The sequence below is a fragment of the Microbulbifer maximicatervae (SeqCode) genome, from assembly GCF_052467385.1.
Map to the genome: position 1 here is coordinate 2887900 of NZ_CP174311.1, position 26719 is coordinate 2914618.

The window sequence follows — 26719 nt, forward strand, 5'->3', positions numbered from 1 at the left end:
AAATTCCTCTAGCGTGAAAACCAATACAGTGGATAACCAAGCGGGCTGCTCAATGAGCAGCCCTGATAGCTATAAAATCGGCCATTTAAATACCGGTATAGGTTAAGCGATAGATTTTATGGGCAAAATCATCAGAAATTAATACGCTGCCATCAGGCATTTCTAAAAATGCAACAGGGCGCCCATAGGTGGTTTCATCCCGCATAAAACCAGTGACCAGCGGCTTGTAATCCGTGACCTCACCATCTTTAACTGTCGCCATCATTACTCGGTAACCTGATTTTTTGCTTCGATTCCAGGACCCGTGCTCAGCAACCAACAAGTTCTGTTGGTATTCCTTGGGAAACTGCCCACCGCGATAAAAGTGAATTCCAAGAGGCGCCACATGGGCATCTAAATTTAATACCGGCTTGGAATAATCAGCGGCCCTCTTACCCTGACCAAATTCCGGATCTGCAATATCGTCACCGTGGAAATAAGGATAGCCAAAATGCTCTCCTGCAAAGCTTACCTTATTGATTTCACAGGGTGGGATATCATCACCCATCATGTCCCGCCCATTGTCTGAAAACCACAATTCATTGGTTTGCGGATGAAAATCAAAGCCAACGGAGTTTCTCACCCCATTTGCAATCACTTTTGTTTTCTTAGATTGCAAGTCCAGCGAAAATATTTTTGAGTAATTTTCGTTGGCATCACAGATATTACAAGGTGCGCCGACAGGCACTATTAGCTGCCCTTCACTATCAAAACGCAAAAATTTCCAACCATGATGCCTGTCCGCTGGAAACTGATCGTAAACAACCTCAGACTTCGGTTTGTCAAGATTTTTATCAATCTGGGGGAAGCGAATAATCTTATTGACATCAGCCACATATAAATCGCCATTTTTATAGGCAATACCTGTCGGCGCTTTTAAATCATCCATCAATAGCCAACGCTGATCAGCTACACCATCATTATCTGCGTCCTTGAAAGCATAAACTTTTTTCGCGCTGAAAGAACCAGAAAATACTGTACCCGACTCAGAACGTGCCAATTGACGAGCCGTCTCAACATCTTCTGCAAAGTAGCTGAGCTTAAAGCCCTCGGGTACCTTGAGGTAATCAAGGTCTATCTCAGCACTTGCAGAAGCTGCAAATAGCAAACTGGTCAAAAGTAAGTATTTCATATTTATATTCTTGCAAAATATAAATATTAACTAAAAGTGAAGATGTTGATCAACTCAGAGGTTCAGACATACATGAGCATTCATGCTTAAACCCTGAAAAGCCGCCCCCCATGTCGAAGATAAGCCAAAAATCAACGAAATCCAGTATTTTCAAGCGAACTGTTTGCGGTATTTACTGGGAAGAATACCTTTCTGCCGAAGAAACGCCCTTCTCATTTGTTCCTGCGACGAAAAGCCACACTGGGTTGCCACTACATCCTGACTAATCCCTGCCTCCAATATTAACTGACAGGCCTTCTCAACTCTAACCTGCTCCAAATACCGAGCCGGAGTTACACCTATTTCGCTTGTGAAGCAGCGAGAAAAATTTCGGGGGCTCATTGCTTGTTTTTTAGCCAAAAAATCAACACTGAGAGACTGCTCTAAGTTTAGGTTTATCCATTCCAACAACGGGGAGAACCTATTATTTTTTAATTGTGCCTGTAAATAACTACTGTACTGACTCTGATCACCATCACGCTTCAGGTACAAAATCATTTCCCGAGCAACTAAAAGGGCCAGTTTTCGACCGAAGTCCTCCTCAACCATAGCCAAGGCCAAGTCTATCCCTGCACTTCGCCCTACAGAACTGTAGATTTTCTTATCTCTCACAAAAATCGCTTTGTCATCTACTTCAATATCTTTATATTTTTTTAGATCACCGATGTATTTTTCATGGGTTGTAGCCCGATGCCCTGATAAAACTCCAGCCTTAGCAAGTACCAACGTGCCACTTCCGCTAACCCCTATCCTCTCAACTTCCTTTGCCTTAACTTTCAACCACTCAAGAAACAGACTGTCATCCGTTAAGTCAAGGCAACTTTTCGCAGTACCACCACCAACTAAAAGAGTATGGATGGAATCAGCCTCGTAGAAACATTTATCTGGATGTACTTTCAGGCCAGTAGTTACTTGCCTCGGCTCCTTGCTTGCAGCCAAAAATTCAATTTTATACAGCTGATCTTCGCCATACCCAAAATCGGCCATTTGTTTATTAGCAAACGTAAACACCTCAGCTGGACCTGTGATATCCAGGCACTGGGCACCAGAACAAATAATGATCGATATCGTTCTCTTTTTACTTTCTTTAAGGCCCTGGTATGGCGATAGAAGACTACTTTTCACGGCAAACACCTACAACTAACTTATCAACCCAGAAGGGTTCTTTATGTTTTCTCGCAAATCTAACTTGGCGTAAAAAGGCAAAATAACTCGATGGAATTAAGTGACTTTGCGTTAGGATGTACTAACCTTGCATATTCTGTAAAGTGATATTGATATTACCTTAAAGAATAACCAGTCACCCAAAATTTGGGGCCTTTTAACTGATCAAATTTCATCCCACTTGTACTAACAAGCTGTACCAATAAAACTAACAACCTCAATTGGTACAGATGAACCAATAATTATTTCACTTACACAACGATAAATAGTATTTTCCACCCTAAAAATTTTGGCGTCTTTTGCATGCACACCAGCAAATGATTGAAGACTGTTTTTTTTTGACACATCTAAATAAAATGCCAATTAAGGACCCACAACACTGCCTCAATTTTTCCACCCCGCCCCACAGACCGGGCCTGGGTGTAAAAAAATCACCCAAAATTAAAAAAACTCCAAATCACAAACAAAAAAAGAACAAAAACCTACTAGAAAAATTTAAATGTAATAAAATTTCAATAAAACACTAAAGCCAAGAACTATTTACCAACCCTAACATCCAACCACTCAATCAATAGCTTTACGATCGATTCAGCAATTAGGCGCAGCTACTACATCTACCGCATGTTAAGTGAGACCCCTATCTTTACCTGAGCCACTAAAATTCTAAACTCTTCCCTTAAGAGGAGAGTCAAGGCTTTAAGTTAAGAACTCATTGTGTACTCTTCTCAGAACCTACTTTTAGCCAACACCTTCTGCCAAGATCACCGCTACCCCTTATTAATTACCAACCAAAAGTTATCGAGATAGCCTTTCCATCTTATGGATACAATCTTTTAGTGAAGAACTGAAAATGACATAGACCTTCATGAAAAGAGCTTGAAGCCCTCAGCCCCAATATGAATCTCACAAAACATTTAAGTAATGAAGCTTGACGATCATCACAGGCCCACATCTTAAGACTCATCATTTCCAACCAAAAGGACAAGCTTCCTGCAAAATTTTACTTTATCGTCTCTTAAAAGCAGCCAGGTTCACAATCACCATTATTATATTTCTGCAGCGTATAGATCAGCCATTTACAGCAGTGAAACCATGAAAAACAATACTTATGGAATTCTTTACCCACCTCAATGTGTCGAATTAATTCTCCGACGAGACAGACACAAACATCCATCCATCCATCCAACAACTAAATTACCAATCGAAGTGGCGAATGAGGGAAGGAACAACCTCCACTATTAACACAACCCTAAAATCTGGCGCCACACCCTTCGAATTAGAAGTATTTATGCGATCCTTTGCCTGGGGGTACTAATCAAAACTGATTCCACCAACTAAACACCTAAAAATATCCGCGACAGAAAAAACAATAAAAACTTACGACTCATACCACCTCAACTTGCACAGGTGTACCAACATAAAAAGCTGGTCAAAAATATAAATCACACAAAATACAAATCCAGAAAATAATAAAACTAAGAAATTATTATTAGCGCCAACCCAACCCTAGACAACTTAATTTTCGGACTTTCCTGCTTACTTGACGGCCAATGCTCTAAAAATCAAAAAGCAAGCAAATCTATCTCTGCATACATGGCCACAAAATCAATTATTCATAGGTAGAAAATATGATTGGCAAATGATCTCTATAAAAATGTTGGCACATCTAATTTTTAGCAGTCGAACAAACTGAGACATCAAAGAACTGATAACCACTCTCGTTTGGCTCACAAAACATTCTCTAAAAATTTACTGAAATCAAACTAATGCTAAATCTTAGGGTCGCTAGATTTATATAAGTCTGAAAACAAGACAACACGGAAATCCAAAGATGAGCCTTGATCTAAATAGAATGGTTTGAGCGGCAACTACAAAAACAGTTCGGAAAAGATTCTGAAGATGGCAAGAGGATAAGTGAGAAAGCTTTCTCTCAATACATCATCCGCCGAGTAACCAGGAATCAAAGCCGGAAACTCTTTGTAGGGACAAACAAATAGCTGCTTAAGGGATTAGTTAAGAAATTGAGTAGAATAATAATGGGAATTTATGAAGGGGGGTAGTGCCCAAATCGAACAATCTGGGCACTATCAATAAAAGAACGACTAAAGGTAGAAAATATCTGACCTGATCGTTATAAAGGCAGTAGTTCCAACTCAACTCGGCGATTGGCCTGACGCCCAGCTTCAGAGTCATTACTGGCAATAGGATAACGCTCACCGTAACCTACCGCCTGTACCCGACCTGCAGAAACGCCCTGACCGCTGAAGAAGCCAGCAACGGAATTAGCACGCTGTTCGCTCAAGCTCTGGTTGTACACATCTGAACCAGTGCTATCGGTATGGCCGCTGACTCGAATTGCAGTTTTATCAAACTCCTGCAATACAACAGTGACCGATTCCAGAGTGTCATAGAAGTCTGTACGAATATCTGCGCGGTTAGTACCGAAGGTAATGTTACCTGGCATGATCAGGCGAATATTATCACCTTCACGCTCAACACGTACGCCGGTACCTTCCAGGCGCTGACGCAACAACATTTCCTGACGATCCATATAGTAACCAATGCCACCACCGATCGCCGCGCCACCCAGGGCACCGGTCAAGGCTCCCTTACCACGGTCTTTCTTACTGGCAGTAGCGACACCAACGATCGCTCCAGTTACAGCTCCAATTCCAGCCCCCTTGGCGGCATTACTGGTCTTACTTTCACCTGTGTAAGGGTCCAATGTGGAACAACCAACCATCGAACCCAGTGCCAGGGCTGCTACCCAATATTTCATTATTGGCTCTCCTAACGCATTTTTAAGTAACGGGTATTGAGCTACACATGTCTTGTGCAATCTCTGTATTGTTCAACACACTATCTGACTGGCGGCTGAACCAACCCAATGAAATTTTCCATAGACTAAAGCGAATTTATTGTCAGTTCTACTGACTAGTCCCCATTACGTACTAACTATTCATAACTACGTACCAATGACGGACAAAGTAGCGAGCAAGAAGTGATCAGCTTTCCGGTCTTCCACAAAATCTGTGGATAAAACTGTGCACTAATAAGCTATCCATGGCGCCAGCCGGCGTAAACTCTCGCCTACAGCGTTTTGCACATTTTTTAAACTCTTCAGTTTTCCTTTTAAAAACAACAAGTTAGAAATCTGCCTTGACGTCAAATAGCGGTGGATATCTTCTTGTTTGAGGGCAAATTTTACCAACTGCGTATGTGGAAAAGTTTGTCAATAGCCTCACGCTCCACTGAGGCAATTTTTTTAGACGCTTTTGTTTTTAAAGTCACCCCCAAGAGGCAGCGAATACCTCTATGTCTGTCACTTAGTAACAAAAAAAATTTCGTGCCAGCCCCTGTGGACTTCTATAAAAACCCTTTTGTAACCACTGAATTAGTAATGCGGAGGTTTTTCATCCAGCGGCTTGCCGGCCCCCTGCATCTCAAAAGCAATCGTCCGATACTTTTCGCCCAACTCGCGCATATGTGCGAGTAGAGTGCGAATATCCGTATCCTGACGAGTAATCACATCATTTAATTGGCTTATAGTGTCTTCCTGGAAAGCCAAACGGCTCTCCAGTTCATCGACCCGCTCTACCAGAGCCTTTATTTCTTCAGTCATCACAACAACCCGTAAAGAACATCTACCAGACCGACCGCTCGACGATCCATAAATAAGCTCTGCCCCAAACGAGTTGTCACGTATCCGAAGCCCAGCCCTCTTTCCGGATCAGCAAAGCCGACACTACCACCCGCTCCCGGATGGCCAAAGCCCTGGCTACCCCCAAAGCGCAAGTCCGCCGCGGAACTGCTGCGAATAAAGCCACAACCAAAACTCACCTCAGCCTGCAATACTTTATCGTGGCCATGACTCTGCTCCTTTGCCGCTTCATCTATCAACCGCTTGGGCAAAATAGTCGGCTCGTCACAGGTGAGTTCACCGTAAACCGCTGCCAGGTCTCTCGCACTGAAGTGGCCATTGGCTGCAGGAATTAAAGCACCGCGCCACTCGGAGCTATTGGTACCCATCATCAAGCTCACCGGGTTGCTAAATGCCATCGCAACAGGCCCTTTGCGGTCTTCTTTTATGGCGCGGCCAATGGCATTTTCCCGAAGCTCTGGTAAGGGTTGTTTCAGCGGGCTGACATCGGCAATTCTCTGCGAACGATGTCCATTTGCCCCAAAGCCCCCATCAAGATTGAGGGGTTTGGCTAGCAATTCCCGATAAAGTTCCAACAAGGGTTTTTCGGCAACCCTTTCAATTAATCCACCCAAGCTCCAGCCGTATAAAAATGGGGCGTAACCCTGTGCACTTCCGGGCTTCCACCAAGGCTCGCTGCCAGCCACCTGGTCGCAAGCCGCCTGCCAATCGTAAATCAAACTGTCTTTTACCCGCTCACGGAAAGCGACAAGTCCGCTGCGGTGGCACAGCAATTGGCGTGCGGTGACAGTTTCTTTGCCTGGGGCAAATTCAGGCCAGTAATCCGCTACCGGGCGATCCAAATCCAGTTTGCCTGCGGCAACTTGCTGCATCGCCAAAACTGCAAGAACGCCTTTGGAAGATGAGAAGACATTGGCCAATGTGTCTTCAGTAAATGGCCTCTCTGCACCCCGATCCGCACTTCCCGCCCATAAGGAACAGATTAATTCTCCATGCTGGCGCACGGCAAAGGCCGCTCCTGTATCACCGCACTCGCGAAAATTTCTGGCAAAAGCATCGTAAAGAGCCTCTAAACCAGGGGCACAAAAGCCGTATATGTCCATGTATTTACGTCCAGATAATTCGGATAACTCTGTTGCAAGCCCGCAAGGGTAGTTTCTTCCACTCTGCGGCGCAAATCGGTAGTATTGCGCGCTCATAGCGAGGGATAAATATGACTCAGGAAAGCGCAATTCAAGATCAGATCCAGGGCAATCATTGCTTCGGCTGTGGTCCAGACAATGACCAGGGCCTGCGTATTAAAAGCTACTGGACCGAGAAGGATCAAACCCGCTGCGAGTTCCTTCCCAGCTCCCATCACAATGCTGGACCTGCTCAATATTTAAACGGTGGAATTATCGCTACGGTTATCGACTGCCATACCGTATGCACAGCCATCGCCGATGGTTACCTGCAAGCCGGACGAGCTGTCGGCACTGGTGACAAGATCTGGTATGCCACCGGCAAACTGGATATTAGCTATCTGGCACCGGCTGCCATCGATAAACCGGTCATTCTCGAAGCCACTATTGTTCAGCGCTCCTCCAAGAAAACTGTTCTGCACTGCAATCTCACCAGCAATGGACGCCTCTGCGCCAAGGCAGAAGTCATAGCAGTCCGCGTCCCGGATGAGTGGTAAAACCATAAGCTGATAAATGGCTGCCGGCCCTGTTTTGGCCGGCGGTGACAAAGGGCGAATAACTTACAGCGCTTCGCTCTCTTCCATATCCTCCAGGCGATGGCCGCAGAATTTGCAGTATTCCGCATCTGGGTCATGGGCACTACGGCTGCAGTTATCACAGCGCTGTTGCACTCGCTCCCGATGCATTTCTCCAGCCAATTCCGCCGTTAGAATGCCGGTAGGCACTGCAATAATTGAGTAACCAATCAGCATGGTCATTGCAGCAATGCCCTGCCCCAAAGGCGTTTGCGGAGAGATATCGCCATAACCAACGGTTGTGATGGTCACAATAGCCCAATAAACACTCGTGGGAATACTGGTAAATCCGTGGCCTGGCCCCTCCACCACAAACATCAGGGAACCAAAAATAATGCACATAACCAAAACACTGGAGTAAAACACCAGGATTTTGCGCCGGGCCAGCCCGAGGGCTCGCAACAAGACGTTGGCATCACGTAAGTAGCGAACCAGCTTCAGGATTCGGAAGATCCGCAGCACCCTCAACAGGCGAATCACCAAAAGATAGGTGGCGCCAGTATAGAGAAGCGCCAAGTAACTGGGGAGAATTGCGAGCAGATCCACAATCCCATAGAAACTGAAAATATATTTGCGGCGATTCACCGTGCAATATATCCGGGCGATATATTCAATGGTGAAGAGGCCAGTAAATACCCATTCCAGGCCGATGAGTAAGTGCTCATAGCGGTCGCGCACCGTACCTATGGAGGTCAGGAGCACCAAACCCACGCTGATCAGGATCGCCCAGATCAAAAAAACATCAAAATTCCGCCCTGCCCGGGTCTCGGTTCCGAAAATTACCTCATTGAGCAGTTTGCGACGTCCCGTCAACGCCATCTATCACCTCAACTACGCTGCTGTTTCATATTGCGGCAAAATTCTAACCTCTCAGGCTTCAGGGGTCGCCCCATTTTCAACATCGTTTACAGCGGCTTTGACATCCTGCGCACCTCGGGCACAATTCCCGGCATTTTCAGCAAATACCAACGGAGTATTCCCAATCATGGCTAAGGAGAATCGTCTCGTCTATTCAACTGACCTCGGTCGAATTAAAGAGGAATCCAGGACAGAGAAGCGCCGTGATGGAGATGGCATAGTTCGAATCCAAAGGGAAACCAAGGGCCGAAAAGGAAAAGGGGTGACTTGCGTGCGCGGGCTGCCAGGCACTGACAGCGAACTCAAGCTGCTCCTGGCAGAGCTCAAGAAGCGCTGTGGCTGCGGTGGCGCCCTCAAAGATGGGGTGATTGAGATTCAGGGTGACAAGCGTACTGAGATCAAAATATTCCTGGAATCTCGCAACCACACGGTAAAACTGGCCGGCGGTTAGCCGGCTTTAAGCAGTCGCAGTGGCTTTAACTGCAACTGCTTTTCCCGCTCCAAACACTGACTCAGCAAGGCGGCTAGCTGGATATGATAGTGCTCCAGAATCGCAGCGCGAATGTGTTTGCAACGCGATTCCATAACCTGCAGAGAATCCAGCACTTCCTGTCTCCCTTGTGGCAGCTGCCTGAAAGGCTCCCCCTGAGCTTTCAAATTTATTGCCACCGCCACCCCTTGCTCTCTTAATAGAGCCGAACTCTCCACTGCCGCTACTATGGCATCTATCTCTCGCAAAGACAGCGCCGTATATTTTTGCAGCAGTTCCCTTTCATTCAACTCTGGTGATAGGTGCTGGGCAAATATTGCCAGCGAGTGGCTATAACCGGCGAGCCGATCCAGATGTGGTGCCAAGCTATCGTAGGCGGCCAAATGGCGCAGCTGATTCCTGGCTGTTTGACGCTGATCCGTGGGCATAGTTACCAGGGATAGACACAGGCGCTGATAGAAAACACCATAGATCTGCTGTAATTGCTTGTGTGACTCCTCCAGTTCAGCGCGCTTAACAGCGATCTGTTCTTGAGCTCCTGCAAGGCTGGCCCCCTTCAAGCAAAAGTCTTCAGCGGTAAAAGGGATTTTGCCGCGTATCAGCGCCGCTCCCAGCTGCATTGTAAAAACCCTGATCTGCAAGTCCTCACGGCGTCCACGCAAATCACGCAACTCCACCAGTTTACTGCGCAGCCAATCGATAGTGCCCTGCAGATCCAGCGCCTGCATTTCCGCAGAGGATGGCCTGCGCAGAGGCATCAGGGTCAAGGGCGCCAGGCGATTGAAATACTCGTCCAGTACCTCAGCAGACTCCTCTGACTCCTTACTTGAACTCAGTAAAAGTCGGTTTTCGACCATCTCACAGTCTTTGCCAGCAACTTCAGACGTCACAGCGGTTGCCAGCCCGGCAAAGTCCACAAACATGGATTGCAGGGGTATCGCAGATCTAACCTGCCCCACAAATTCCCGCTCAATCAACACCGTTACACATTCACTGTCGATCGCCTGCTGAATATCCCAGGGGTCCCTGGCCTGCGTCATAGCAGCCTCAACCACATCGCAGGTATCAACATCCAGGTTCTCCTGCATCCAACGGACGGCATCGGGAATATTTGCACAACTGCGTCCCAGCGCCTGGGCTTCGCGATTAATTTCTGTCACTAAGAGATCTGCGTGCACTAACCGATGCCACTTCCTGGCGAAGTCTGCCAACGCATCACTACCTATTATCTGCGCCGCAACACCGTCAGCCCTCTCCTGTAGCATTACGGCACTGCCTGCGGTTAAGCGGCAATGCAGTGCCTCCAGGCGCTGCAAGATAGGGAGCAAAATATATCCACCTGTCACTAGCATACGGTGAAATGGCGCGGCTAATGCTCCCGGAGCATTAGCCGGGCTAACAACACTGCGCTCATTTTCAAAAGCCCACTGCATCAGTTCCAATCGCTGCACGGTGCCGTAAGTCAACCAACCAAGTGCGCCGAGCAAACGGCCGCGATAAAAGGCGAGCCCCCGGCCCACGAGTGCCAGGACCTCCTTCCCGTCCAATGAGGCGACGCTGGCAAGCCCTACTGTAAGTGGTAAATTCTGCCTAAAAACCTGGAGAAATCCCGGCTGGGACAGAATATGGGAGTCTGCACTTACAAAGACCTGGCTGATCTTTGGCAGCCCTAGCTTATCGACCAATGAATTAATTAACTTCAAGGCCTCCTTACCTTCAGAGGGCAACAGCTGACGGGGCTCCGATGAATCTCGCAAACGGGAGGATAAGCAGAAAAATGGCCAGACAAACAGCAGACCAACAAGCAGGGCGAGAAGTACGGTTAAAATACTCAGCGACACCCCCACCCAAGTAAGTTCTCCCTGCCAAACAGCCATAGGGATTTGCCATAGGGCATATCCACTGGAGAAAACACAAGCGAACAGTACCAACCAGAATATTGAGGGCACGATTACTGCTTTGACCACTCCCCAAACTGCCTTGCCCTGACTGGTGACACTGTCAGCATGCAATCGGCCGGCATCAGATAAATACCACTCAACCGAATCCTGGGAGCCTTCCGGCTTTATTGCTGGGTTGCCTGCGGCAGGAGTGGATGAAACGACTTTCTGGGGCCCGTCTGCTTCGAGAGCTTTCTGGCTAACAGGAACAAAAGGGTCAGTACCAGCGCGCGACTTATCCGGCGCATCCACCGATGCAGCATTGACCTGGGCCTTGCGCCGCTGGGCAACTTTTATCTTTGCAATCAGCTCGCGGTTATCAAATCGTCCCGCCGGACAAACCTCCACTCGCAGGCCAATTTTCTGCAGACTGGTGCGAAACTCCAGCGCCTGGTCAGAAACCAACCGATCTTTAATTACCCAGCCTTTTAGTAGCAGCCTGCGCGCCTGGGGCTCCGAGATAGAGAACAACTTCGCCACATCCCGGATAACCGGACCCGGTTCTTTGGCGTGAAGTGTCCTTCCCATGGAAACCACCTGGTACAAATCCTGGCCCGCCATCTCCCTCTCCTGTCACCAAGTGACGCAAATTGTCACATTTATTACATCTTGCGCGGAGAGTAAAAGATTCAGAGAAAATCAGTTGCGCACCAGTTCTCACCAAGCCAGTTCAAAAACAAAAATGGCAGGAAAGAAGGCAAAGTTCACAGTTTTTATGGCACGCTTTGCCAATTTAGGAAGAATTCAGGGAGTGAATATCGCTAGAACACGCGCCGCCAGATCTGGAATAGACAACCCCTTATCTCTCGGCTTATACCAACTGTATGTGTGACTCAAGGCACCGACCAGCAAACGCCTTACCAGTGCGGGATCACCACCGGGACATTCGGCGGCCTCAATAGCGTCCAGCCATATCTGCTCATACTCCTCCCTTAGGCGCAAAACCTCCTGCTGACTCTCTTCGGATAGGCTTCTCCATTCCACCACCAGGATAGAAAAACCCGGTACTGCCAACCCATGAATAGCCTCTAATTCACACTGAATACAGGCCTGAAGCCTCTCTTGCGGTGTTCGACTCTGTTCCGCCGCGGTTCGCATTCGCGCACCGGCAAATATCGTCACCTCCCGCATTACTTCACAGAGAATCTGCTCCTTACTGGAGAAATGATGAAAAATACTGCCAGACAAAATACCCACTTCAGCAGCGAGATCCCGAACTGTTGTCCGGGCGAACCCTTTTTGCTCAAACAACCGCGCTGCAGCATTCAGCAAACGTCCACGGGCAGATTCAGGATCTGTTAGCACTCCCTCTGCCACCAAAGCATCTACCAGCTGCTGCGGCGATAACTCTTCGGGAACTCTCACTAAATCCTGCCCACTTTCAATCACGAACCACTCCCCGTATTGATCAATTTGAGTCAAACATCTTAACGGCCCTGAGAATTTTTAATCAAATAGGCGCCAAGTATTGAATACCAAGCGCTTGCTTGGTAGCGTTAAGCTATTCTGCGTTTTCCCACACGCAGGCGCAAGCGCCGACAAGAACAATAAAAACTGAATAAGCCGTAAGGCCGTAAAAAAGGAAACTTTCATGCGCTATCAAAGCCAGCTGCGCTCCGGCAGCTTTAGCGAGCAAACCTATATCGTCACCGGTGGCGGCAGCGGTATTGGACGCTGCATTGCCCACGAACTGGCCAGCCTCGGCGCCCATGTAGTATTGATCGGGCGCAAACTGGACAAGCTGGAAAGGGTTGCCGGCGAGATCCACAACGATGCTGGCGAGTGCAGCTTATTCAGCCTGGACATCCGCGATGAAGAAGGAGTGCAGGAGACAGTGGGACAAATAGTCCAGGCCCGGGGCCAAATTCACGGATTAGTGAACAATGCCGGTGGCCAGTTCCCCTCACCCCTTGAGCAGATCAACACAAAAGGGTTCGATGCTGTTGTACGCAGTAACCTGCTCGGTGGCTTTTTAATGTCCCGAGAAGTTTTTGTTCAATCTATGAAACAGCACGGCGGCAGTATCGTAAATATCACCGCAGATAACGCAGGCGGTATGCCAATGATGGGGCATTCCGGTGCCGCTCGAGCAGGCATGGAAAATATTACCGAAACTTCCGCATTAGAGTGGGCGCCATTTGGGGTTCGAGTCAACGCCGTGGCGCCAGGTTATATTCTCTCCAGCGGTTTTGATACTTACGACCCCAAATTCCTGCGCGAGCTATTACCGGGCTTCCGAGGCAGTATTCCCCTCTATCGATTGGGAGAGGAAGCGGAAATTAGTGGGGCCGTGTGCTTCCTGCTTTCCGATGCCGCCAGCTATATCACCGGACAAACGCTGCGTATCGATGGTGGCTCGAGTCTCAAACATCACTCTCCCCTTTGGCAGCCTCAGGCGGCCCGTAACTCTAAACGCTTCAACGGATTCCATCGCAAACGCCGGCCGCAGGTAGTGGAAGAATTGGAAGCGGAGGGCAAGCTCTAATGCAGCCGATTGATTCCCAGCTCGACAACCGCTCGGCAGAGTTCAATGACAACCAAGCTGCCATGCTGGAACAGATCAACCATTTTCGTGAAGCTGAGCAACGTCCGGTACAGGCAGAGAGAAGTAAGGCTGCACGCTATCGTGACAGGGGCTGGCTGCTGCCAAGGGAGCGCCTAAATTTATTGCTCGACCCCGGCGCGCCTTTTGTAGAGTTGTGCTCCCTTGCCGGCTATAAACTTTTTGACGACCAGGATGGTACCGGTGCGGGTGGCGGAGCCATTTGTGGCATTGGCCAGGTCAGCGGACAACGTTGCATGGTTCGGGTGGATAACTATGCCGTAAAAGGTGGCACCATCTCACCAGCCGGGATGGATAAAGCCCTGCGAATGCAGAGGATCGCTCTGGAGAATCATTTGCCGATTGTCGCCCTGGCACAAAGTGGTGGTGCCAACCTGATGTATGCCAGCGACACTTTCGCTCCCGGTGGACGCGGATTTGCCAACCAGGCTCGAATGTCCGCTGCCGGTATTCCGCAAGTAACCGTGGTACATGGCGGCGCTACTGCCGGCGGTGCTTACCAGCCAGGCCTGTCAGATTATGTGGTCATGGTACGCGGGCAAACCGGTATGTATCTGGCTGGGCCGCCGCTACTGAAAGCAGCCACCGGTGAAATTGCCGATGCGGAAAGCCTCGGCGGAGCGGAAATGCACTGTACCGAATCCGGCAGTGGCGATTACTTAGCTGAGAACGACGCCGATGGTATCCGCATAGCGAGGGAAATTATTGCCGCCCTCCCCTCCCCCATTAAAAGCTCAGTACAAAAAGACTACCGAGACCCATTGCATCCTATCGACGACTTGCTCGGCCTGATTCCAGCAGACAGCAAAAAGCCCTACGACGTGCGCGAAATTCTCGCTCGTCTAGCCGACGGCTCTGCCATGCTGGATTTCAAGCCGGAATTCGATCGACAAACCGTATGTGGCCATATTCGTATTGAAGGCTTTCCTGTAGGAATTATTGGGAATAACGGCCCGATCACCCCCAAGGGGGCCAACAAGGCCGCGCAGTTTATTCAGTTGTGCGAACAGAGTGGCACGCCACTGCTGTTTTTACATAACACCACCGGCTTTATGGTGGGTACCGAGGTGGAGCGCAACGGCATCATCAAGCACGGGGCCAAAATGATTCAGGCCGTGGCCAATGCCAGCGTACCAAAACTCAGTATTGTCGTGGGCGGTTCCTACGGGGCCGGCAACTACGCCATGTGCGGTCGCGGATTCGATCCCCGCTTTATTTTTGCCTGGCCCAATTCCCGCACCGCAGTTATGGGCGCAGCCCAGGCCGGCAAGGTAATGCGCATCGTCACCGAGCAAAAAATGCAACGCAGTGGCAATGTGGATGAGACTGTATTGGACAAATTGGAAAATGACACCAGCGCATTTATGGATGGCAATTCCGATGCTCTCGCCTGCAGTGCACGCCTCTGGGATGACGGCATTATCGATCCCCGCGATACACGCAAACTTTTAGGCATGTTGCTAGAAATTTGCAATGAGGCCGAGCAGAGAAAACTCAATAAAAATACCTTTGGCGTAGCTAGGTTCTAACGAAAAACCGGGGCAACAAGGAAGTGCGGTTGCCCATTAACACAATCACCGGGTTCACACTTCAAGGCAGGGAAAACAATAATGATATTTAGCGATCAACACCGGGAACTGCAGCGCACTGTACAAAACTTTGTACAGCAGGAAATCAATCCCAATGTGGCGGAATGGGAAAAGGCCGGCCGCTTTCCTATCCACGAAATTTTCCAACAACTGGCCAACCTGGGCCTGCTGGGAATCAGTAAGTCCACGGACTTCGGTGGCCTGGGTCTCGACTTCAGTTACGAAACCGTTTTCCTGGAAGAGCTGGGCAGCGCTCACTGTGGTGGTGTACCCCTGTCAATTTCAGTACAAACCTCCATGTGCACCCCGGCCCTGGCTAATTTTGGCAGCCAGGATTTGAAAGAACAGTTCCTGATTCCCGCTGTGAGTGGCGAGATGATCGGTGCAATTGCCGTTTCCGAACCCGGCGCCGGTTCCGATGTTGCTTCGATTAAGACCACCGCCAAGAGCGATGGCGACGACTATGTGATTAACGGCAGCAAGATGTGGATCACCAACGCCCCCTGCGCCGATTTTTTCTGCACCCTGGTCAATACCAGTGAGGGCAAAGCCCATAGCAACAAATCCCTGGTCATTATTCCGGCGAAAACGCCTGGTGTACGCATCGGCGAAAAACTCGACAAATTAGGTATGCGCTCATCGGAAACCGCTCCCATCTTTTTTGACAATGTACGGGTGCCCAAACATTTCCGTATCGGCGATGAAGGTGCCGGATTCCTATTGCAGATGCTTCAGTTCCAGGAAGAACGCCTCGCCGGCGCCGCGCTGAACTTAAAAGGCCTGGAGCACTGTGTAACCAGCACCATCGACTATGTGCGCGAACGCCATGCCTTTAAAGCACCATTGATCGACAATCAAACTATCCACTTTGCCCTCGCAGAAATGCAGACCGAAGTGGAATGCCTGCGCTCTCTAACCTGGCGCGCGGTGGAAGCTTATGTGGCAGGTGAAGATGTCACTACCCTTGCTTCAATGGCCAAGCTCAAGGCTGGTCGCCTGTCCCGCTCTATTCCCGATCAGTGCCTGCAGTTCTGGGGTGGCATGGGCTATATCGAGGAGACTGTAATCAACCGCGCTTACCGGGATAGCCGTCTCACCGCTATCGGCGGCGGTGCAGATGAAGTAATGCTCGGCATTATCTGTAAGCTGATGGGCATACTGCCCAGCAAACGCAAACCCACCGCGTGAGGTCAGGCCATGGAGACAATTATTGATGAAACCATCGGCATCGCCCGCTATCTCACGCTAAATCGCCCGCAGCAGCGCAACGCCATCAGTTTGCAAATGGTAGATGAGCTTCTGCAAAAACTCGCAGAAGCGGAAGAAGATCCGCAGGTGCGAGCGTTGGTACTGCGGGGTGCAGAACACAACTTCTGCGCCGGTGGCGATATTGCCGATATGCTCAATGCTCAGCAGGGCGCGAGCGATGGAAATAGTGATGTGTTTTTTCACCTAAACCGTCGTTTCGGTGAACTGATGGAACGCTTTAATCGCACCCCTTTAATAGTCATTGCCGTATTGGAAGGTGCCGTAATGGGCGGTGGTTTCGGGCTCGCTTGCAGTGCCGATATTGCCATTGCCGATCGCAGTTGCCGCTTCGCCCTTCCGGAAACCCGCCTGGGTTTACCGCCTGCACAAATTGCTCCCTTTGTCGTGGCACGGGTCGGTCTCTCCCAGGCCCGGCGCCTGGCCCTCAGCGGAGCAAAGGTCAATGCACAGCAGGCTTTGGAAATTGGGTTAATCCATCAGTTACTCGATAATTCCGAAGCCCTTGAAAGCGCGCTGCAGGAACACCTGGGCGCGATCAATGCCTGCGCTCCCGGCGCTCTGGCAACGACCAAGCAAATCTTGCTGGATGCGGCGCGGGTGAGTGATGAGACTGCCCTCAGCCAACTGCTCGACGGCGCTGCGCAACAGTTTTCCCGCGCAATTCAAGGCCATGAAGGGCGCGAAGGCGCCCGTGCATTTCTGGAAAAACGATCACCGGAGTGGCAGCACTGATGTCGACAACAGAGACCCTGTTAATCGCCAATCGCGGCGAGATCGCACTGCGAATTATGCGTACTGCTCAGGCGGAAGGCTATCGCACAGTCGCCGTCTACAGCGATGCGGACTGCGATGCACTTCACCCACAAGCTGCCGATATCGCCGTAGCCATTGGCGGGCAGACTTCGGCGGAGTCCTATCTGGATATCCAAAAAATTCTCGACGCGGCTAAAAAATCCGGAGCCACCGCCATCCACCCCGGCTACGGCTTTCTCGCTGAGAATGCGGAATTTGCCAGCGCTTGCGAAGAGAGTGGACTGAGTTTTGTTGGCCCGAGTGCCGAAGTCATAGAACTGATGGGCAACAAACGCAAAGCCAAGGAGTTTGTTGCCGCAGCCGGCGTACCCTGTATTCCCGGCTTCCAGGGTGCCCAGGACGACGACACCCTGATCGCCGAGGCGCGGCGCATTGGCTTCCCATTAATGATCAAAGCCGCCGCAGGCGGTGGTGGGCGCGGCATGCGCCTGGCTCACGGAGACAACGAGCTGGCCTCCCAGTTACGCGCCGCCCGCAGTGAATCCATGAGTGCATTTGGCAGCGACGAGTTAATTCTGGAAAAGGCACTGGTCAACGCTCGCCATATCGAAATCCAGGTATTTGCGGATCGTCATGGCAACTGTATTCACCTGGGGGAGCGGGATTGCTCCGTACAGCGACGCCATCAAAAAGTGGTCGAAGAGTGCCCTTCCCCAGCGGTCGACACCCAGCTGCGGGAAAGAATGGGGCAAGCCGCAGTCGACGCCGCGCGAGCCTGCGGTTATCTAGGCGCGGGCACCGTAGAGTTTCTACTCTGCCCCAACGGCGAATTCTATTTCCTGGAAATGAACACCCGGTTGCAAGTAGAGCACCCGGTAACAGAAATGGTAACCGGTTTTGACCTGGTAGCTTGGCAACTGGCAGTAGCACGCGGCGAAGCCCTATGCGTTTCCCAGCAGAAAGTCTCCCAGCAGGGGCACGCCATTGAAGTCCGCCTGTATGCCGAAGACTCGGAACAACAATTCCTGCCCCAGGCCGGAAAAGTACTCCACTGGGTAGCGCCAAAGGGGCAAGGAATCCGTATCGACCACGCTTTGAAAAATGGTTGCGAAATTACGCCATTTTACGACCCCATGCTCGGCAAATTAATTGCCTGGGGGCAGGATCGAGAAGAAGCTCGGCGCAAGCTAACCCAAGCCCTGACCCGGCTGGAATTTATCGGCCCCAAAAACAATATCCATTTCCTGCAGAAGATCCTGGCCGAATCACAGTTTATCGCTGGCGATGCCGATACCAGTTTCCTCGACCAAAACAGCACGCTGACATCCGCAGAACCAGTTCCAGCAGTAATTGCAGCCCAAGCCACATTACTTAATCACTTGCACCAAGCCAACCCTCAGGATCAGCGTAGCGGCCGCAGTGACTGGCGCAGTGGCGACAACAGCGTGCCGATCAACTACCGACTGGAAATTTCAGGACAAACCCTAAACTGTGAGCTGCTGGCGTTAGTAGATAATTCTTATCAAATCTCAGTAGGCGACCAGCAGTTCCTGATTCAGTGGGTCCATTTTGAGAAATCACAAAAAGAAACTGGAGTTTATAGTGCTGAACTCCTGCTGGATGGCGTTAGCCAAAAGAGACTGTTCCTAGCCAACCAAAGCAATCTGCACCTCCTGTTAGACGGCAGGCAATTTCATTTTGTCGATATCACCCACGCCCCCGCCAAATCGAGCCTTAACGAAGGCAGTGGCCGCATCACGGCCCCTATGGACGGTTGCCTGGTGCAGGTATTGGTTGAGCCCAATCAAAGCGTTCAGCGGGGAGACACTATCGCCTTAATGGAAGCTATGAAAATGGAGCACGCCCTGCGCGCAGACCGCGACGGTACCGTAATTAAACTGGGCGCCTGTGAAGGAGACCAGGTACGCGGTGGCCAGCTGTTAGTTCAGATCGAAGCCGCTCCCACGGAAACCGCCAAAATCCCCAGCGACGCTACTTCCTAAAGGAGATCAGCATGTACGATATTGATGCCTCCCGTATGGCAAGCCCCTTCTATGACGAAGGCCATCAGGAATGGCGCACCCAGTTGCGCCGCTTTGTCGACCGCGAGATTACTCCCTACATTACTGAATGGGACGAAGACGGCCAGCTACCCGCCGAGCTTTGGAAAAAAGCCGCAGAAGTTGGCCTTCTGCAGATGAGTTATCCGGAAAACTACGGCGGCATCGAAACCGATGTCTTCCATATGATTGTTGCCGCAGAGGAGTTAGCCCGCCCCGGCGCTGGTGGCCTCTACGCCAGCCTAATGGTCCACGGCATTGCCCTGCCCCCATTATTGCACTATGGCAGTGAGGCCCTAAAAGATCAGGTTATTCCCTCGGTATTACGTGGCGAAAAGCATATTTCCCTGGCTGTTACCGAGCCAGGCGCAGGCTCCGATGTAGCCAATCTTCAGTGCCGCGCAGAGCGTGATGGGGGTGACTATATCGTTACCGGCGAAAAGACCTATATCACCGGCGGTATGCGCGCTAACTGGTTTACTACTGCCGTGCGCACTGGCGAGGAAGGCTTCGGCGGTATCTCCCTGCTCTTAATCCCTGCGGATGCCGAAGGCGTTAGCCGGCAGCTGCTCGATAAAAAGCAGGGCTGGTGGTGCTCCGATACGGCCAGTATCTTTTTTGAGCAGGTGCGCGTCCCTGCGAGCAATCTAATTGGCGGTGAGAACCAAGGTTTCTTACCCATAGTGCACAACTTCAATCGCGAGCGCCTGGGCATTGCCGCCTCTTGTGTAGAGTTCAGCCGGGTCTGTTTGCAGGACGCCATTGAGTGGGCCCAGGAGCGCCAGACTTTCGGAAAGCGTCTCGCCAATCACCAGGTGATTCGACACAAGTTTGCCCAGATGCTTCAACGTATCAATGCCACCCAAGCCTATCTGGACCTCTGTGCCTGGGCAGAGCAACAACATCAGCTCAAAGTAGCGGATATCGCACTACTCAAAGTCCAAGCCACAGAAACCCTTGAGTTCTGCGCTCGGGAGGCTATGCAGGTATTGGGCGGCGCTGGCTATATGCGCGGCAGCCGTGTTGAGCGAATCTATCGTGAAGTGCGGGTGAATGCGATTGGTGGCGGATCTGAAGAAATTATGCGGGATCTAGCGTCCAGGCAAATGGGGATTTAAGGTAGCCTTTAAGGCAAGGATAAAAGCCTTGCTAAGCCTATTTATAACTCAGTCCCGCATGGATGTGGGACTGAGTTAGCGAAAATCCCGCTTAAATTAACCCTGCTTCTTTTCTTCGATAAAGTCCCTTACCTGCTCACTTAGTACCGCCATAGGAACATTGCCATTTCTCAGAATGATTTCATGGAAGTCCTTAATATCGAAGTCTTCACCAAGTTCATTTTGCATCAGTTCTCTCAAGGCGAAAATCTCGAGTGCACCAGAATCATAAGAGGTAAGCTGCGCAGGCATAACCGCCATTCGGTCCATCAGAGTCCTCGGGCCTTTTGCAAATGAAGCGCCAGAATCCTGCAAAAACTCCGCAACCTTTTCATCACTCCAACCGAGTACATGCATTGCGGTGTCCGCTACCATACCTCGCGCAGGCCATGCTCTCCTTAGGATCTTGGTTGACCCATACTGATACATTCCCGCTTCTTCCGCTAGATGTTCAGAGTACCTACCCCAACCTTCAGCAAATGCAGAGTTAGACAAAGCATCTTCTATTTTGTGAAACTTTTCTTGCTCTTGTACGAGAGCAATTTGCATATGATGGCCCGGGTACCCTTCGTGGATAGTAACCTTCTCTGCAGAAGCGTAAGACTCATCCTTATAAGTTGTCGGGTCATATCCAAATCTCGCCTTGCGCTCCTTGGTGCCCGGAATATAGTGCGCACTGCGACCTGAACCTTGTTCATGCTCAGGGATAGCTTTTACTTCCATTTCGATCAAAGGCATTTCATGGAAGAAGTCAACGGTTAAATCTCTAGACTTATCTACCAGGCGCTCATAAAACTGATGCATTTCATCAGCGCTATTAAATTTCTGAGTCTTATCCTCACTGGCCCTTGCCACTGCCTCAGAGTAGGAATCTACTTGATAGAACTCCTTGCCTAAGCGAACCACTTCGCTCTTGTTTGAGTTGACAGCCCTTAAACCCAACTCAAAAACTTCTTCTGGTGTTCTCTGCAAAGTCGTATAAGAACGATACTGAGCCATATAACATTCACGGCCATTAGGAATCGCATGGATACCAAGCTCGGCTCTGGCTTCAGGTAAATAGGCAGACTCTAGAAAATTCTTGTAATTCTCCATTGAGGGGATAACGTGATCTGAAAGCACCTGTTTAAATGCAGCTTCAAACTCAGGGTCCCCAGCTTTCTTCGCTAACCCCAAGAACGGGTGCTCATCGATAGGTACTTGGGTCAAGCCACCAACTTGCTGAATGACTCGCTTAACCACACTCTGAGGTGCGGAGTAACCTTGCTCTAACCCCCGGCGGAGATTGGTTATTTCTTGCTCATAGTAACGAGCCGCGTCAAGCCAACGTTCAATCGCATCTGCCTTTTCTTGGGCTGTTTCAACCGGCTGAACCTCGGTCAAAAAGCCAAGAATGATATGAGGCCCAAACATATGATCAACAGACCAGAGTTCAGTCTTACACACCCTTAGGCCAACATTGGACTCTAATCGCTCTTTCAGTTTGAAGTAGAATACCTTCTCTTGATCACTTTTTAGACCATCAAGATCTATCTCTGCCAATTTATTGAGTATTCTGTCCTCAGATGCCGCTAGAGAGGCAGCGTTACTGGGGGAGTTACCTAAAAAAAGGTTGTGCCTGTCCAGCTCCATATCTGAGAAGTAAGCGTACGGCTGGAAGTTTTCTAAATAAGCTTCAGCATATTGATCCGCTAGATCATGGAGTAGCGCCGAGTTGTCAATAGCTTCCCTACCGGCCACATCAGTTTGGTTATCAGTAACTGAGCACCCCATTAGGACCGATGAAACTACCAATACACCTAAACCCGCTCTTTTTACATTAATCATTCTTATAAGACCGCAACATAAAACTCATTAAAAAGGTTTCTATAAAGAAAACTTCAACTTCCTGTTTTATAGTAGGCACTGTAACAAAATGAGTTTCAACACCTCAAATGCGGAATATCGGCGAAGCGAGGATATTTATAGATAAATCCCAGAGATAGAGCGTGAAACTCGTTTAATTGGCAGAGTCACAAGTAACAAGCGCTAGCAACTTGACATAGAGACCACCTAAGCCTCCATTAACCTATGCACTTGAAGGGTATGGCGATGCATAAGAAGCCCACTTTAATAAAAATGGGCTTCTTAAAGAACAGTAATTCCTTATAACACCGATGAATGTTACTTCATTTATATTACGGCACTAACTGGTAGCTATTACCTAAGTCGTCTTGTACAACCTCAGCAATACCATTGATGGCGGAGACTTCTAATGGCTCACTTAGAATGCGACTTCTAAATGTCCAGCCTTCTGGCAGATTGAGGCGACTTCCCAGGTCTTTTAAATCGTCAAACTGAAGATCAGAGACCTCAATACGACTAAATGATTGCATAATATACACCTGCCCATTGATATCAGTTAGCTCATAAACACGGCGACCTTCATAAAACAACCAAGTATTATTCCTTAGTACTTGTCCAGGAATATAGGAAACACTCTCTCCGAGATCAGAACTATAATTCATGGTAGTCAATAAGCGCATTTCTAAGTCACCGAAAAAACGGTGTTCATCATCCGGACTGGGTGAGACAATATCGCCACCTAATATTTCATCCACCACAAAAAAACGCGGCCCATTAGGGATTGCAAAAAGCGCACCATACTCAATTTCTATATCGTTGAAGTTGATAGCATCCCACTGATTTTGGGGACAAAAATTAACACCCGGGGTACCCCAAATCTCTGTTGACTCCTCAGCTCCGTCTAGATAAGGCAGTAATATCTCACAATAGCGAAAATTAAAGAGTGGACCGCCAGCTTGCAATGGTTCCTCAACCGTAGTATTTCGCAAGAAATCTAAAAAGTGTATGGCCAATTCCTCGCCTACATCGTCTTGAATAAAGTGGCCTGCAGCAAAGCGCCTATGATCACCATCATCCGAACCTGGTACATGCTCCACCCACTTCTTTTGCGTTTCAATACTCCCCAAGTTGATATCATACTCACCAGCATTAAACATAAATGGGTTGTGAAAAGCTCCAAGTGTTTTCCAGGCAGAAAAATTCTGCATTTCAATACCTACCATCATCGCAGGAAATGCTCGTATTGCCGCTTTATACTCAATATTTGGGTAGGGGGCGTTATACGCAATTACTTCCTCATCACTTAGCAGGTTAATAGTCAATGTTTGTACCACATCTCCAGCAATTAATTCCGGTACACTAGAGGCATAGTTAATCCATTGTTGGAATCCCTCCACCCTGTCAGTCGATTTTGAAGTAAAGAATGTTTCTGCATCACCCAGTGATTCATCAATCTCAAAAGTCGGGTATATATAAGGATTTCCCCCCAATGGAATCACCGGAAGGTCACCATTCGCGACAACTAGCCTTCCGATAACTTGTGGCATATCACCTGCAATACGAAGACCAATAACACTTCCCCAATCTTGTACAAATAGATTAATATCAGTTAAATTTAACTTATCAATAAACGCCTTAGTCCAAGCAACATGTTGTTCATATTGATGAACTGTGACGTCGATCGGCTTGTCTGACCTTCCCATTCCAATATTATCTGGTGCAATCACTCGGTAACCGGCATCAGCAAGGATCGGGATCATTTTTCGGTATAAATAGGACCAGCTGGGTTGGCCATGTAGTAACAATATAACTTCGCCATTATCAGGCCCAACATCCACGTAATGCATATTTAAGCCGTCAATTTCTACGTAACTTGGCTCAAACTCATATCCGGAAAGGGAGTCAAAACAGGCATCGGGAGTAACAATATATTCCAAACCCGTAGCGGTTGCATATATTTCACTTTCAGACAATTTACAAGCATCGCTATTTGGGCCTGTAACTAAGGGAATCTCTGTCCCTGAGACATCTTCAGAGTCATCCGAGTCACAAGCAACCAATAGGGAACCCAAAAAGCAGATACCGAACAGGCACCGGAATAGAGAGATATATTGGGGAGTTATAGATATAGAGACAAAAGAATAATTCATAATATAAACCTTCCTTTTACATTAAATAAAACTTCCTTTAACTGGAGAGGATATTCATATCACCATCAGAGTATCCACCTATGACAGAATTGTGCGGATGGTGAAAATCTCCGCACAACCAGAACTGTTGGAAGTTTTATCATTAATTAAACAGAGAAAACTCTATAAAAAAGCACATGACTAACTTCCGTCAATTTAAGAACCTGAGATACATAAACTTATGCTTAGATACTTAAAAATTTGCTTGCAATCGAGAATGTTTTGTATGAACGGTGCATATTTCAAGCTCAATGGAGCAAATGGCAAGTTTCTTTCATATGAGATTATCTATATTATTTACTGTTGATATTCTGATATATAAAATCGATATTGAATGCAATATAGGCAAGGAACCTTGTTTGAATTTCGCAAAATAAATAAGATCCAAGCATGGATATTTCTTCTAATTTGGCCATGGGTGAATATCTTTATCGTCTCTGCTACACTTTATTCACTTGAGTCACTAACCCCCCACCTCTTCCTGTTGGCTACAGCTAAAATATGGGGAACATTCATTTTATGTCACCTTCTTTTCATTTTTATTGAAAATCTTCCTAACAGCCCTCTACGATTATTAAAAGAAAAACACACCTACTTACTAAGACCAATTGTAGTCATTTTTCTATTTATAAGCATTGCACCGATCGTAGAACCCCCATTAACTTTCAAAGTACCTGATATTAAAATATTACCATTGGCGATAATGCTACTTGAATCCACAGTTTATATTTTTGCCATATATTTATTTCAACAGCAAAGTTTCTTCTATCGCTCGCAGCTTCATGCACAACAGGCAGAGCTACAAATACTTAAAATGCAATCAAATCCTCACTTTCTATTTAACACTCTAAATTTGATTGCATCAGAAGTCATTCAGCACCCATCAAAAGCTAAAGAGCTCATTTACAGCCTTTCCGATTTATTGCGCGACACAATCAACTTAACCAAAACCCAATGGATAACTATTGAGGAAGAACTAAGATTAATCGAGTTATACCTATTGCTGCAACAAAAGCGCTTTGAGGATCGATTTACCTTTGATATTGACTGCCCACAAAATTTGAATGGAATGAATATACCGTCATTACTACTAATGCCAGCTGTGGAAAATGCCATAAAGTACGGTATTGCACCCTACGCTAAAAGTGGTCATGTGAGTGTAAATGTCGAACTAAATAATAGCTACATAGAAGTGGAAGTTCAGGATACAGGGGCATGCTTTGATGACAAGAACATTACCTATGGTGAAGGATTACGTATTCTAACTCAAACATTAAGAGTCAACTTCAGTGACAACCACGCCCTCAAGTTAAATTCAAGCGGTGAAGGAGCAAGTTTGAAAATTCGCTTCCCACAAGTAAATTCATCCATAACCCCGTAGATTGAAAATGGCGAAAATGAATACTAAAAAAGTAATTATTGTCGATGATGAACCTGCAGCAAGATCCAATCTAATAGAAGTAATTAACACCTTCGATGAATTGAAAGTTGTGGCGCAAGTAACTGATGGAAAGTCAGCAATAAAGCAGATCGTAACCAAAAGCCCTGATATCGTTTTCCTTGATATTGAAATGCCAGAGGTGAATGGCTTTGATGTGGCCAATGCAACTCAACATATAAACTATCAACTTGTCTTTCTAACAGCCTATCAGCACTATGCCCTGCGTGCGTTCGACACAAATGCAATCGACTATTTGACAAAGCCTGCTCATCCAGAATTAATAAAGAAAAGCATTCGCAAGATATTACGGCAAGAGATGTATGCCTTAGGGCAACAGACGTCTTCGACAAGCGGAAACCGATTGGTTTTGAGTGATTACAATCAAATGAAGATATTTGAATATGACCAAATTAACTATATCGACAGTATCGGTCGTTATCGTCGCATCCACCTTACCGAGACAGGAGTTAAATCCCACAATACAAATACCATTATTTCAGATATGACACTTGACAGTTTCAGTGAGCAGCTACCTAAGGAAACTTTTTACCGATTACATCGAAGCTACATCATTAACAGCCATAGAATCCTTGAATTAAAGTTACAGTCACGACGCCATTTTGTCCGACTTTCCGGAACAGATACACTTATCCCAGTATCTCGCAGTTTTCTTTCCATCTTAAAGGAGAGTATTAAAGTCTCAGCTAGCTCTCTAATTGGGTAATAGATGGCTCTAAGTAATCCCACAAATACTGCTATGAAATTACTCCGAGC

21 protein-coding genes are annotated in these 26719 nt (G+C 48.1%); 10 read left to right on the forward strand and 11 right to left on the reverse strand.

The genetic code is table 11. The features are described 5' to 3' along the window. Positions 1-85: 85 nt before the first annotated feature. From ACJJIR_RS12180 to ACJJIR_RS12205, 6 genes are all read right to left on the reverse strand, one after another. The gene (locus ACJJIR_RS12180; RefSeq protein ID WP_444905543.1) at positions 86-1171 is read right to left on the reverse strand and encodes a PQQ-dependent sugar dehydrogenase; all 1086 of its coding nucleotides are present in this window, start codon (positions 1169-1171) and stop codon (positions 86-88) included. A gap of 150 nt (positions 1172-1321) precedes the next feature. Then, complete coding sequence (locus ACJJIR_RS12185; protein WP_444905544.1) at positions 1322-2335, reverse strand: GlxA family transcriptional regulator; 1014 nt, start codon at positions 2333-2335, stop codon at positions 1322-1324. Between the two features lie 225 nt (positions 2336-2560). Further along, positions 2561-2737 carry a hypothetical protein gene (locus tag ACJJIR_RS12190; RefSeq protein ID WP_444905545.1) on the reverse strand — a complete coding sequence of 59 codons (177 nt, stop codon included), beginning with the start codon at positions 2735-2737 and terminating at the stop codon, positions 2561-2563. A gap of 1768 nt (positions 2738-4505) precedes the next feature. Further along, the gene (locus ACJJIR_RS12195) at positions 4506-5153 is read right to left on the reverse strand and encodes a YiaD family glycine zipper/OmpA-like lipoprotein (RefSeq protein WP_413665482.1); all 648 of its coding nucleotides are present in this window, start codon (positions 5151-5153) and stop codon (positions 4506-4508) included. A 615-nt stretch (positions 5154-5768) separates the two neighbouring features. Next, positions 5769-5996: a SlyX family protein gene (locus ACJJIR_RS12200; protein ID WP_282933169.1), complete on the reverse strand. Its 228-nt coding sequence runs from the start codon at positions 5994-5996 to the stop codon at positions 5769-5771. Further along, positions 5996-7138 (reverse strand): serine hydrolase domain-containing protein, encoded by a 1143-nt coding sequence (locus ACJJIR_RS12205; protein WP_413665481.1) that lies wholly within the window; start codon positions 7136-7138, stop codon positions 5996-5998. Before ACJJIR_RS12205 ends, ACJJIR_RS12200 begins: the two co-directional genes overlap by 1 nt. A gap of 110 nt (positions 7139-7248) precedes the next feature. Here ACJJIR_RS12205 and ACJJIR_RS12210 point away from each other — a divergent pair, with 110 nt between their 5' ends. After that, positions 7249-7713, forward strand: coding sequence for a PaaI family thioesterase (locus tag ACJJIR_RS12210; protein ID WP_282933171.1), 465 nt, complete (start codon positions 7249-7251; stop codon positions 7711-7713). Between the two features lie 63 nt (positions 7714-7776). On the opposite strand, the gene ACJJIR_RS12215 is transcribed toward ACJJIR_RS12210, so the two are convergent. Next, complete coding sequence (locus ACJJIR_RS12215; RefSeq protein ID WP_413665480.1) at positions 7777-8610, reverse strand: ion transporter; 834 nt, start codon at positions 8608-8610, stop codon at positions 7777-7779. Between the two features lie 166 nt (positions 8611-8776). On the opposite strand from ACJJIR_RS12215, the gene yciH reads away from it, so the two are divergent. Further along, on the forward strand, positions 8777-9100 hold the full coding sequence (gene yciH, locus ACJJIR_RS12220) for a stress response translation initiation inhibitor YciH (RefSeq protein ID WP_413665479.1): 324 nt from the start codon (positions 8777-8779) through the stop codon (positions 9098-9100). On the opposite strand, the gene ACJJIR_RS12225 is transcribed toward yciH, so the two are convergent. Together ACJJIR_RS12225 and ACJJIR_RS12230 are read right to left on the reverse strand one after the other, a co-directional pair. Beyond that, positions 9097-11640, reverse strand: a complete 2544-nt coding sequence (locus tag ACJJIR_RS12225) for a hypothetical protein (RefSeq protein WP_444905546.1) — start codon at positions 11638-11640, stop codon at positions 9097-9099. The genes yciH and ACJJIR_RS12225 overlap by 4 nt on opposite strands. Before the next feature lie 183 nt (positions 11641-11823). Then, entirely contained in the window at positions 11824-12468 is a 645-nt protein-coding gene (locus ACJJIR_RS12230) for a TetR/AcrR family transcriptional regulator (protein WP_444905547.1), read from the reverse strand. Between the two features lie 202 nt (positions 12469-12670). Between ACJJIR_RS12230 and ACJJIR_RS12235 the strand changes: the two genes are divergently transcribed. From ACJJIR_RS12235 to ACJJIR_RS12260, 6 genes are all read left to right on the forward strand, one after another. Beyond that, entirely contained in the window at positions 12671-13564 is an 894-nt protein-coding gene (locus tag ACJJIR_RS12235; protein WP_444905548.1) for an SDR family oxidoreductase, read from the forward strand. Next, entirely contained in the window at positions 13564-15171 is a 1608-nt protein-coding gene (locus tag ACJJIR_RS12240) for an acyl-CoA carboxylase subunit beta (protein WP_444905549.1), read from the forward strand. The genes ACJJIR_RS12235 and ACJJIR_RS12240 overlap by 1 nt, the downstream gene beginning before the upstream one ends. Positions 15172-15252: 81 nt before the next feature. Beyond that, positions 15253-16419: an acyl-CoA dehydrogenase family protein gene (locus tag ACJJIR_RS12245; RefSeq protein ID WP_413665474.1), complete on the forward strand. Its 1167-nt coding sequence runs from the start codon at positions 15253-15255 to the stop codon at positions 16417-16419. Between the two features lie 9 nt (positions 16420-16428). Further along, positions 16429-17232: an enoyl-CoA hydratase/isomerase family protein gene (locus ACJJIR_RS12250; protein ID WP_444905550.1), complete on the forward strand. Its 804-nt coding sequence runs from the start codon at positions 16429-16431 to the stop codon at positions 17230-17232. After that, positions 17232-19256 carry an acetyl/propionyl/methylcrotonyl-CoA carboxylase subunit alpha gene (locus ACJJIR_RS12255; RefSeq protein ID WP_444905551.1) on the forward strand — a complete coding sequence of 675 codons (2025 nt, stop codon included), beginning with the start codon at positions 17232-17234 and terminating at the stop codon, positions 19254-19256. The genes ACJJIR_RS12250 and ACJJIR_RS12255 overlap by 1 nt, the downstream gene beginning before the upstream one ends. A gap of 11 nt (positions 19257-19267) precedes the next feature. Beyond that, complete coding sequence (locus ACJJIR_RS12260; RefSeq protein WP_444905552.1) at positions 19268-20431, forward strand: acyl-CoA dehydrogenase family protein; 1164 nt, start codon at positions 19268-19270, stop codon at positions 20429-20431. Positions 20432-20527: 96 nt separating this feature from the next. On the opposite strand, the gene ACJJIR_RS12265 is transcribed toward ACJJIR_RS12260, so the two are convergent. Together ACJJIR_RS12265 and ACJJIR_RS12270 are read right to left on the reverse strand one after the other, a co-directional pair. Beyond that, a complete protein-coding gene (locus ACJJIR_RS12265; protein ID WP_444905553.1) occupies positions 20528-22297 on the reverse strand; it encodes a DUF885 domain-containing protein in 1770 nt (589 codons plus the stop codon). A gap of 350 nt (positions 22298-22647) precedes the next feature. Next, on the reverse strand, positions 22648-24465 hold the full coding sequence (locus ACJJIR_RS12270; RefSeq protein ID WP_444905554.1) for a haloalkane dehalogenase: 1818 nt from the start codon (positions 24463-24465) through the stop codon (positions 22648-22650). A 394-nt stretch (positions 24466-24859) separates the two neighbouring features. Here ACJJIR_RS12270 and ACJJIR_RS12275 point away from each other — a divergent pair, with 394 nt between their 5' ends. Continuing rightward, positions 24860-25885, forward strand: coding sequence for a sensor histidine kinase (locus ACJJIR_RS12275; RefSeq protein WP_444905555.1), 1026 nt, complete (start codon positions 24860-24862; stop codon positions 25883-25885). A 7-nt stretch (positions 25886-25892) separates the two neighbouring features. Then, positions 25893-26669 carry a LytR/AlgR family response regulator transcription factor gene (locus tag ACJJIR_RS12280; RefSeq protein ID WP_444905556.1) on the forward strand — a complete coding sequence of 259 codons (777 nt, stop codon included), beginning with the start codon at positions 25893-25895 and terminating at the stop codon, positions 26667-26669. Positions 26670-26719 lie beyond the last annotated feature (50 nt).

Coding starts and splice junctions, on each gene's coding strand:
- ACJJIR_RS12265 (WP_444905553.1), bottom strand. CDS start 22,297: ATGATTAATGTAAAAAGAGCGGGTTTAGGTGTATTGGTAGTTTCATCG.
- ACJJIR_RS12210 (WP_282933171.1), top strand. CDS start 7,249: ATGACTCAGGAAAGCGCAATTCAAGATCAGATCCAGGGCAATCATTGC.
- ACJJIR_RS12215 (WP_413665480.1), bottom strand. CDS start 8,610: ATGGCGTTGACGGGACGTCGCAAACTGCTCAATGAGGTAATTTTCGGA.
- ACJJIR_RS12260 (WP_444905552.1), top strand. CDS start 19,268: ATGTACGATATTGATGCCTCCCGTATGGCAAGCCCCTTCTATGACGAA.
- ACJJIR_RS12245 (WP_413665474.1), top strand. CDS start 15,253: ATGATATTTAGCGATCAACACCGGGAACTGCAGCGCACTGTACAAAAC.
- ACJJIR_RS12280 (WP_444905556.1), top strand. CDS start 25,893: ATGGCGAAAATGAATACTAAAAAAGTAATTATTGTCGATGATGAACCT.
- ACJJIR_RS12270 (WP_444905554.1), bottom strand. CDS start 24,465: ATGAATTATTCTTTTGTCTCTATATCTATAACTCCCCAATATATCTCT.
- ACJJIR_RS12255 (WP_444905551.1), top strand. CDS start 17,232: ATGTCGACAACAGAGACCCTGTTAATCGCCAATCGCGGCGAGATCGCA.
- ACJJIR_RS12225 (WP_444905546.1), bottom strand. CDS start 11,640: ATGGCGGGCCAGGATTTGTACCAGGTGGTTTCCATGGGAAGGACACTT.
- ACJJIR_RS12200 (WP_282933169.1), bottom strand. CDS start 5,996: ATGACTGAAGAAATAAAGGCTCTGGTAGAGCGGGTCGATGAACTGGAG.
- yciH (WP_413665479.1), top strand. CDS start 8,777: ATGGCTAAGGAGAATCGTCTCGTCTATTCAACTGACCTCGGTCGAATT.
- ACJJIR_RS12180 (WP_444905543.1), bottom strand. CDS start 1,171: ATGAAATACTTACTTTTGACCAGTTTGCTATTTGCAGCTTCTGCAAGT.
- ACJJIR_RS12240 (WP_444905549.1), top strand. CDS start 13,564: ATGCAGCCGATTGATTCCCAGCTCGACAACCGCTCGGCAGAGTTCAAT.
- ACJJIR_RS12205 (WP_413665481.1), bottom strand. CDS start 7,138: ATGGACATATACGGCTTTTGTGCCCCTGGTTTAGAGGCTCTTTACGAT.
- ACJJIR_RS12235 (WP_444905548.1), top strand. CDS start 12,671: ATGCGCTATCAAAGCCAGCTGCGCTCCGGCAGCTTTAGCGAGCAAACC.
- ACJJIR_RS12250 (WP_444905550.1), top strand. CDS start 16,429: ATGGAGACAATTATTGATGAAACCATCGGCATCGCCCGCTATCTCACG.
- ACJJIR_RS12195 (WP_413665482.1), bottom strand. CDS start 5,153: ATGAAATATTGGGTAGCAGCCCTGGCACTGGGTTCGATGGTTGGTTGT.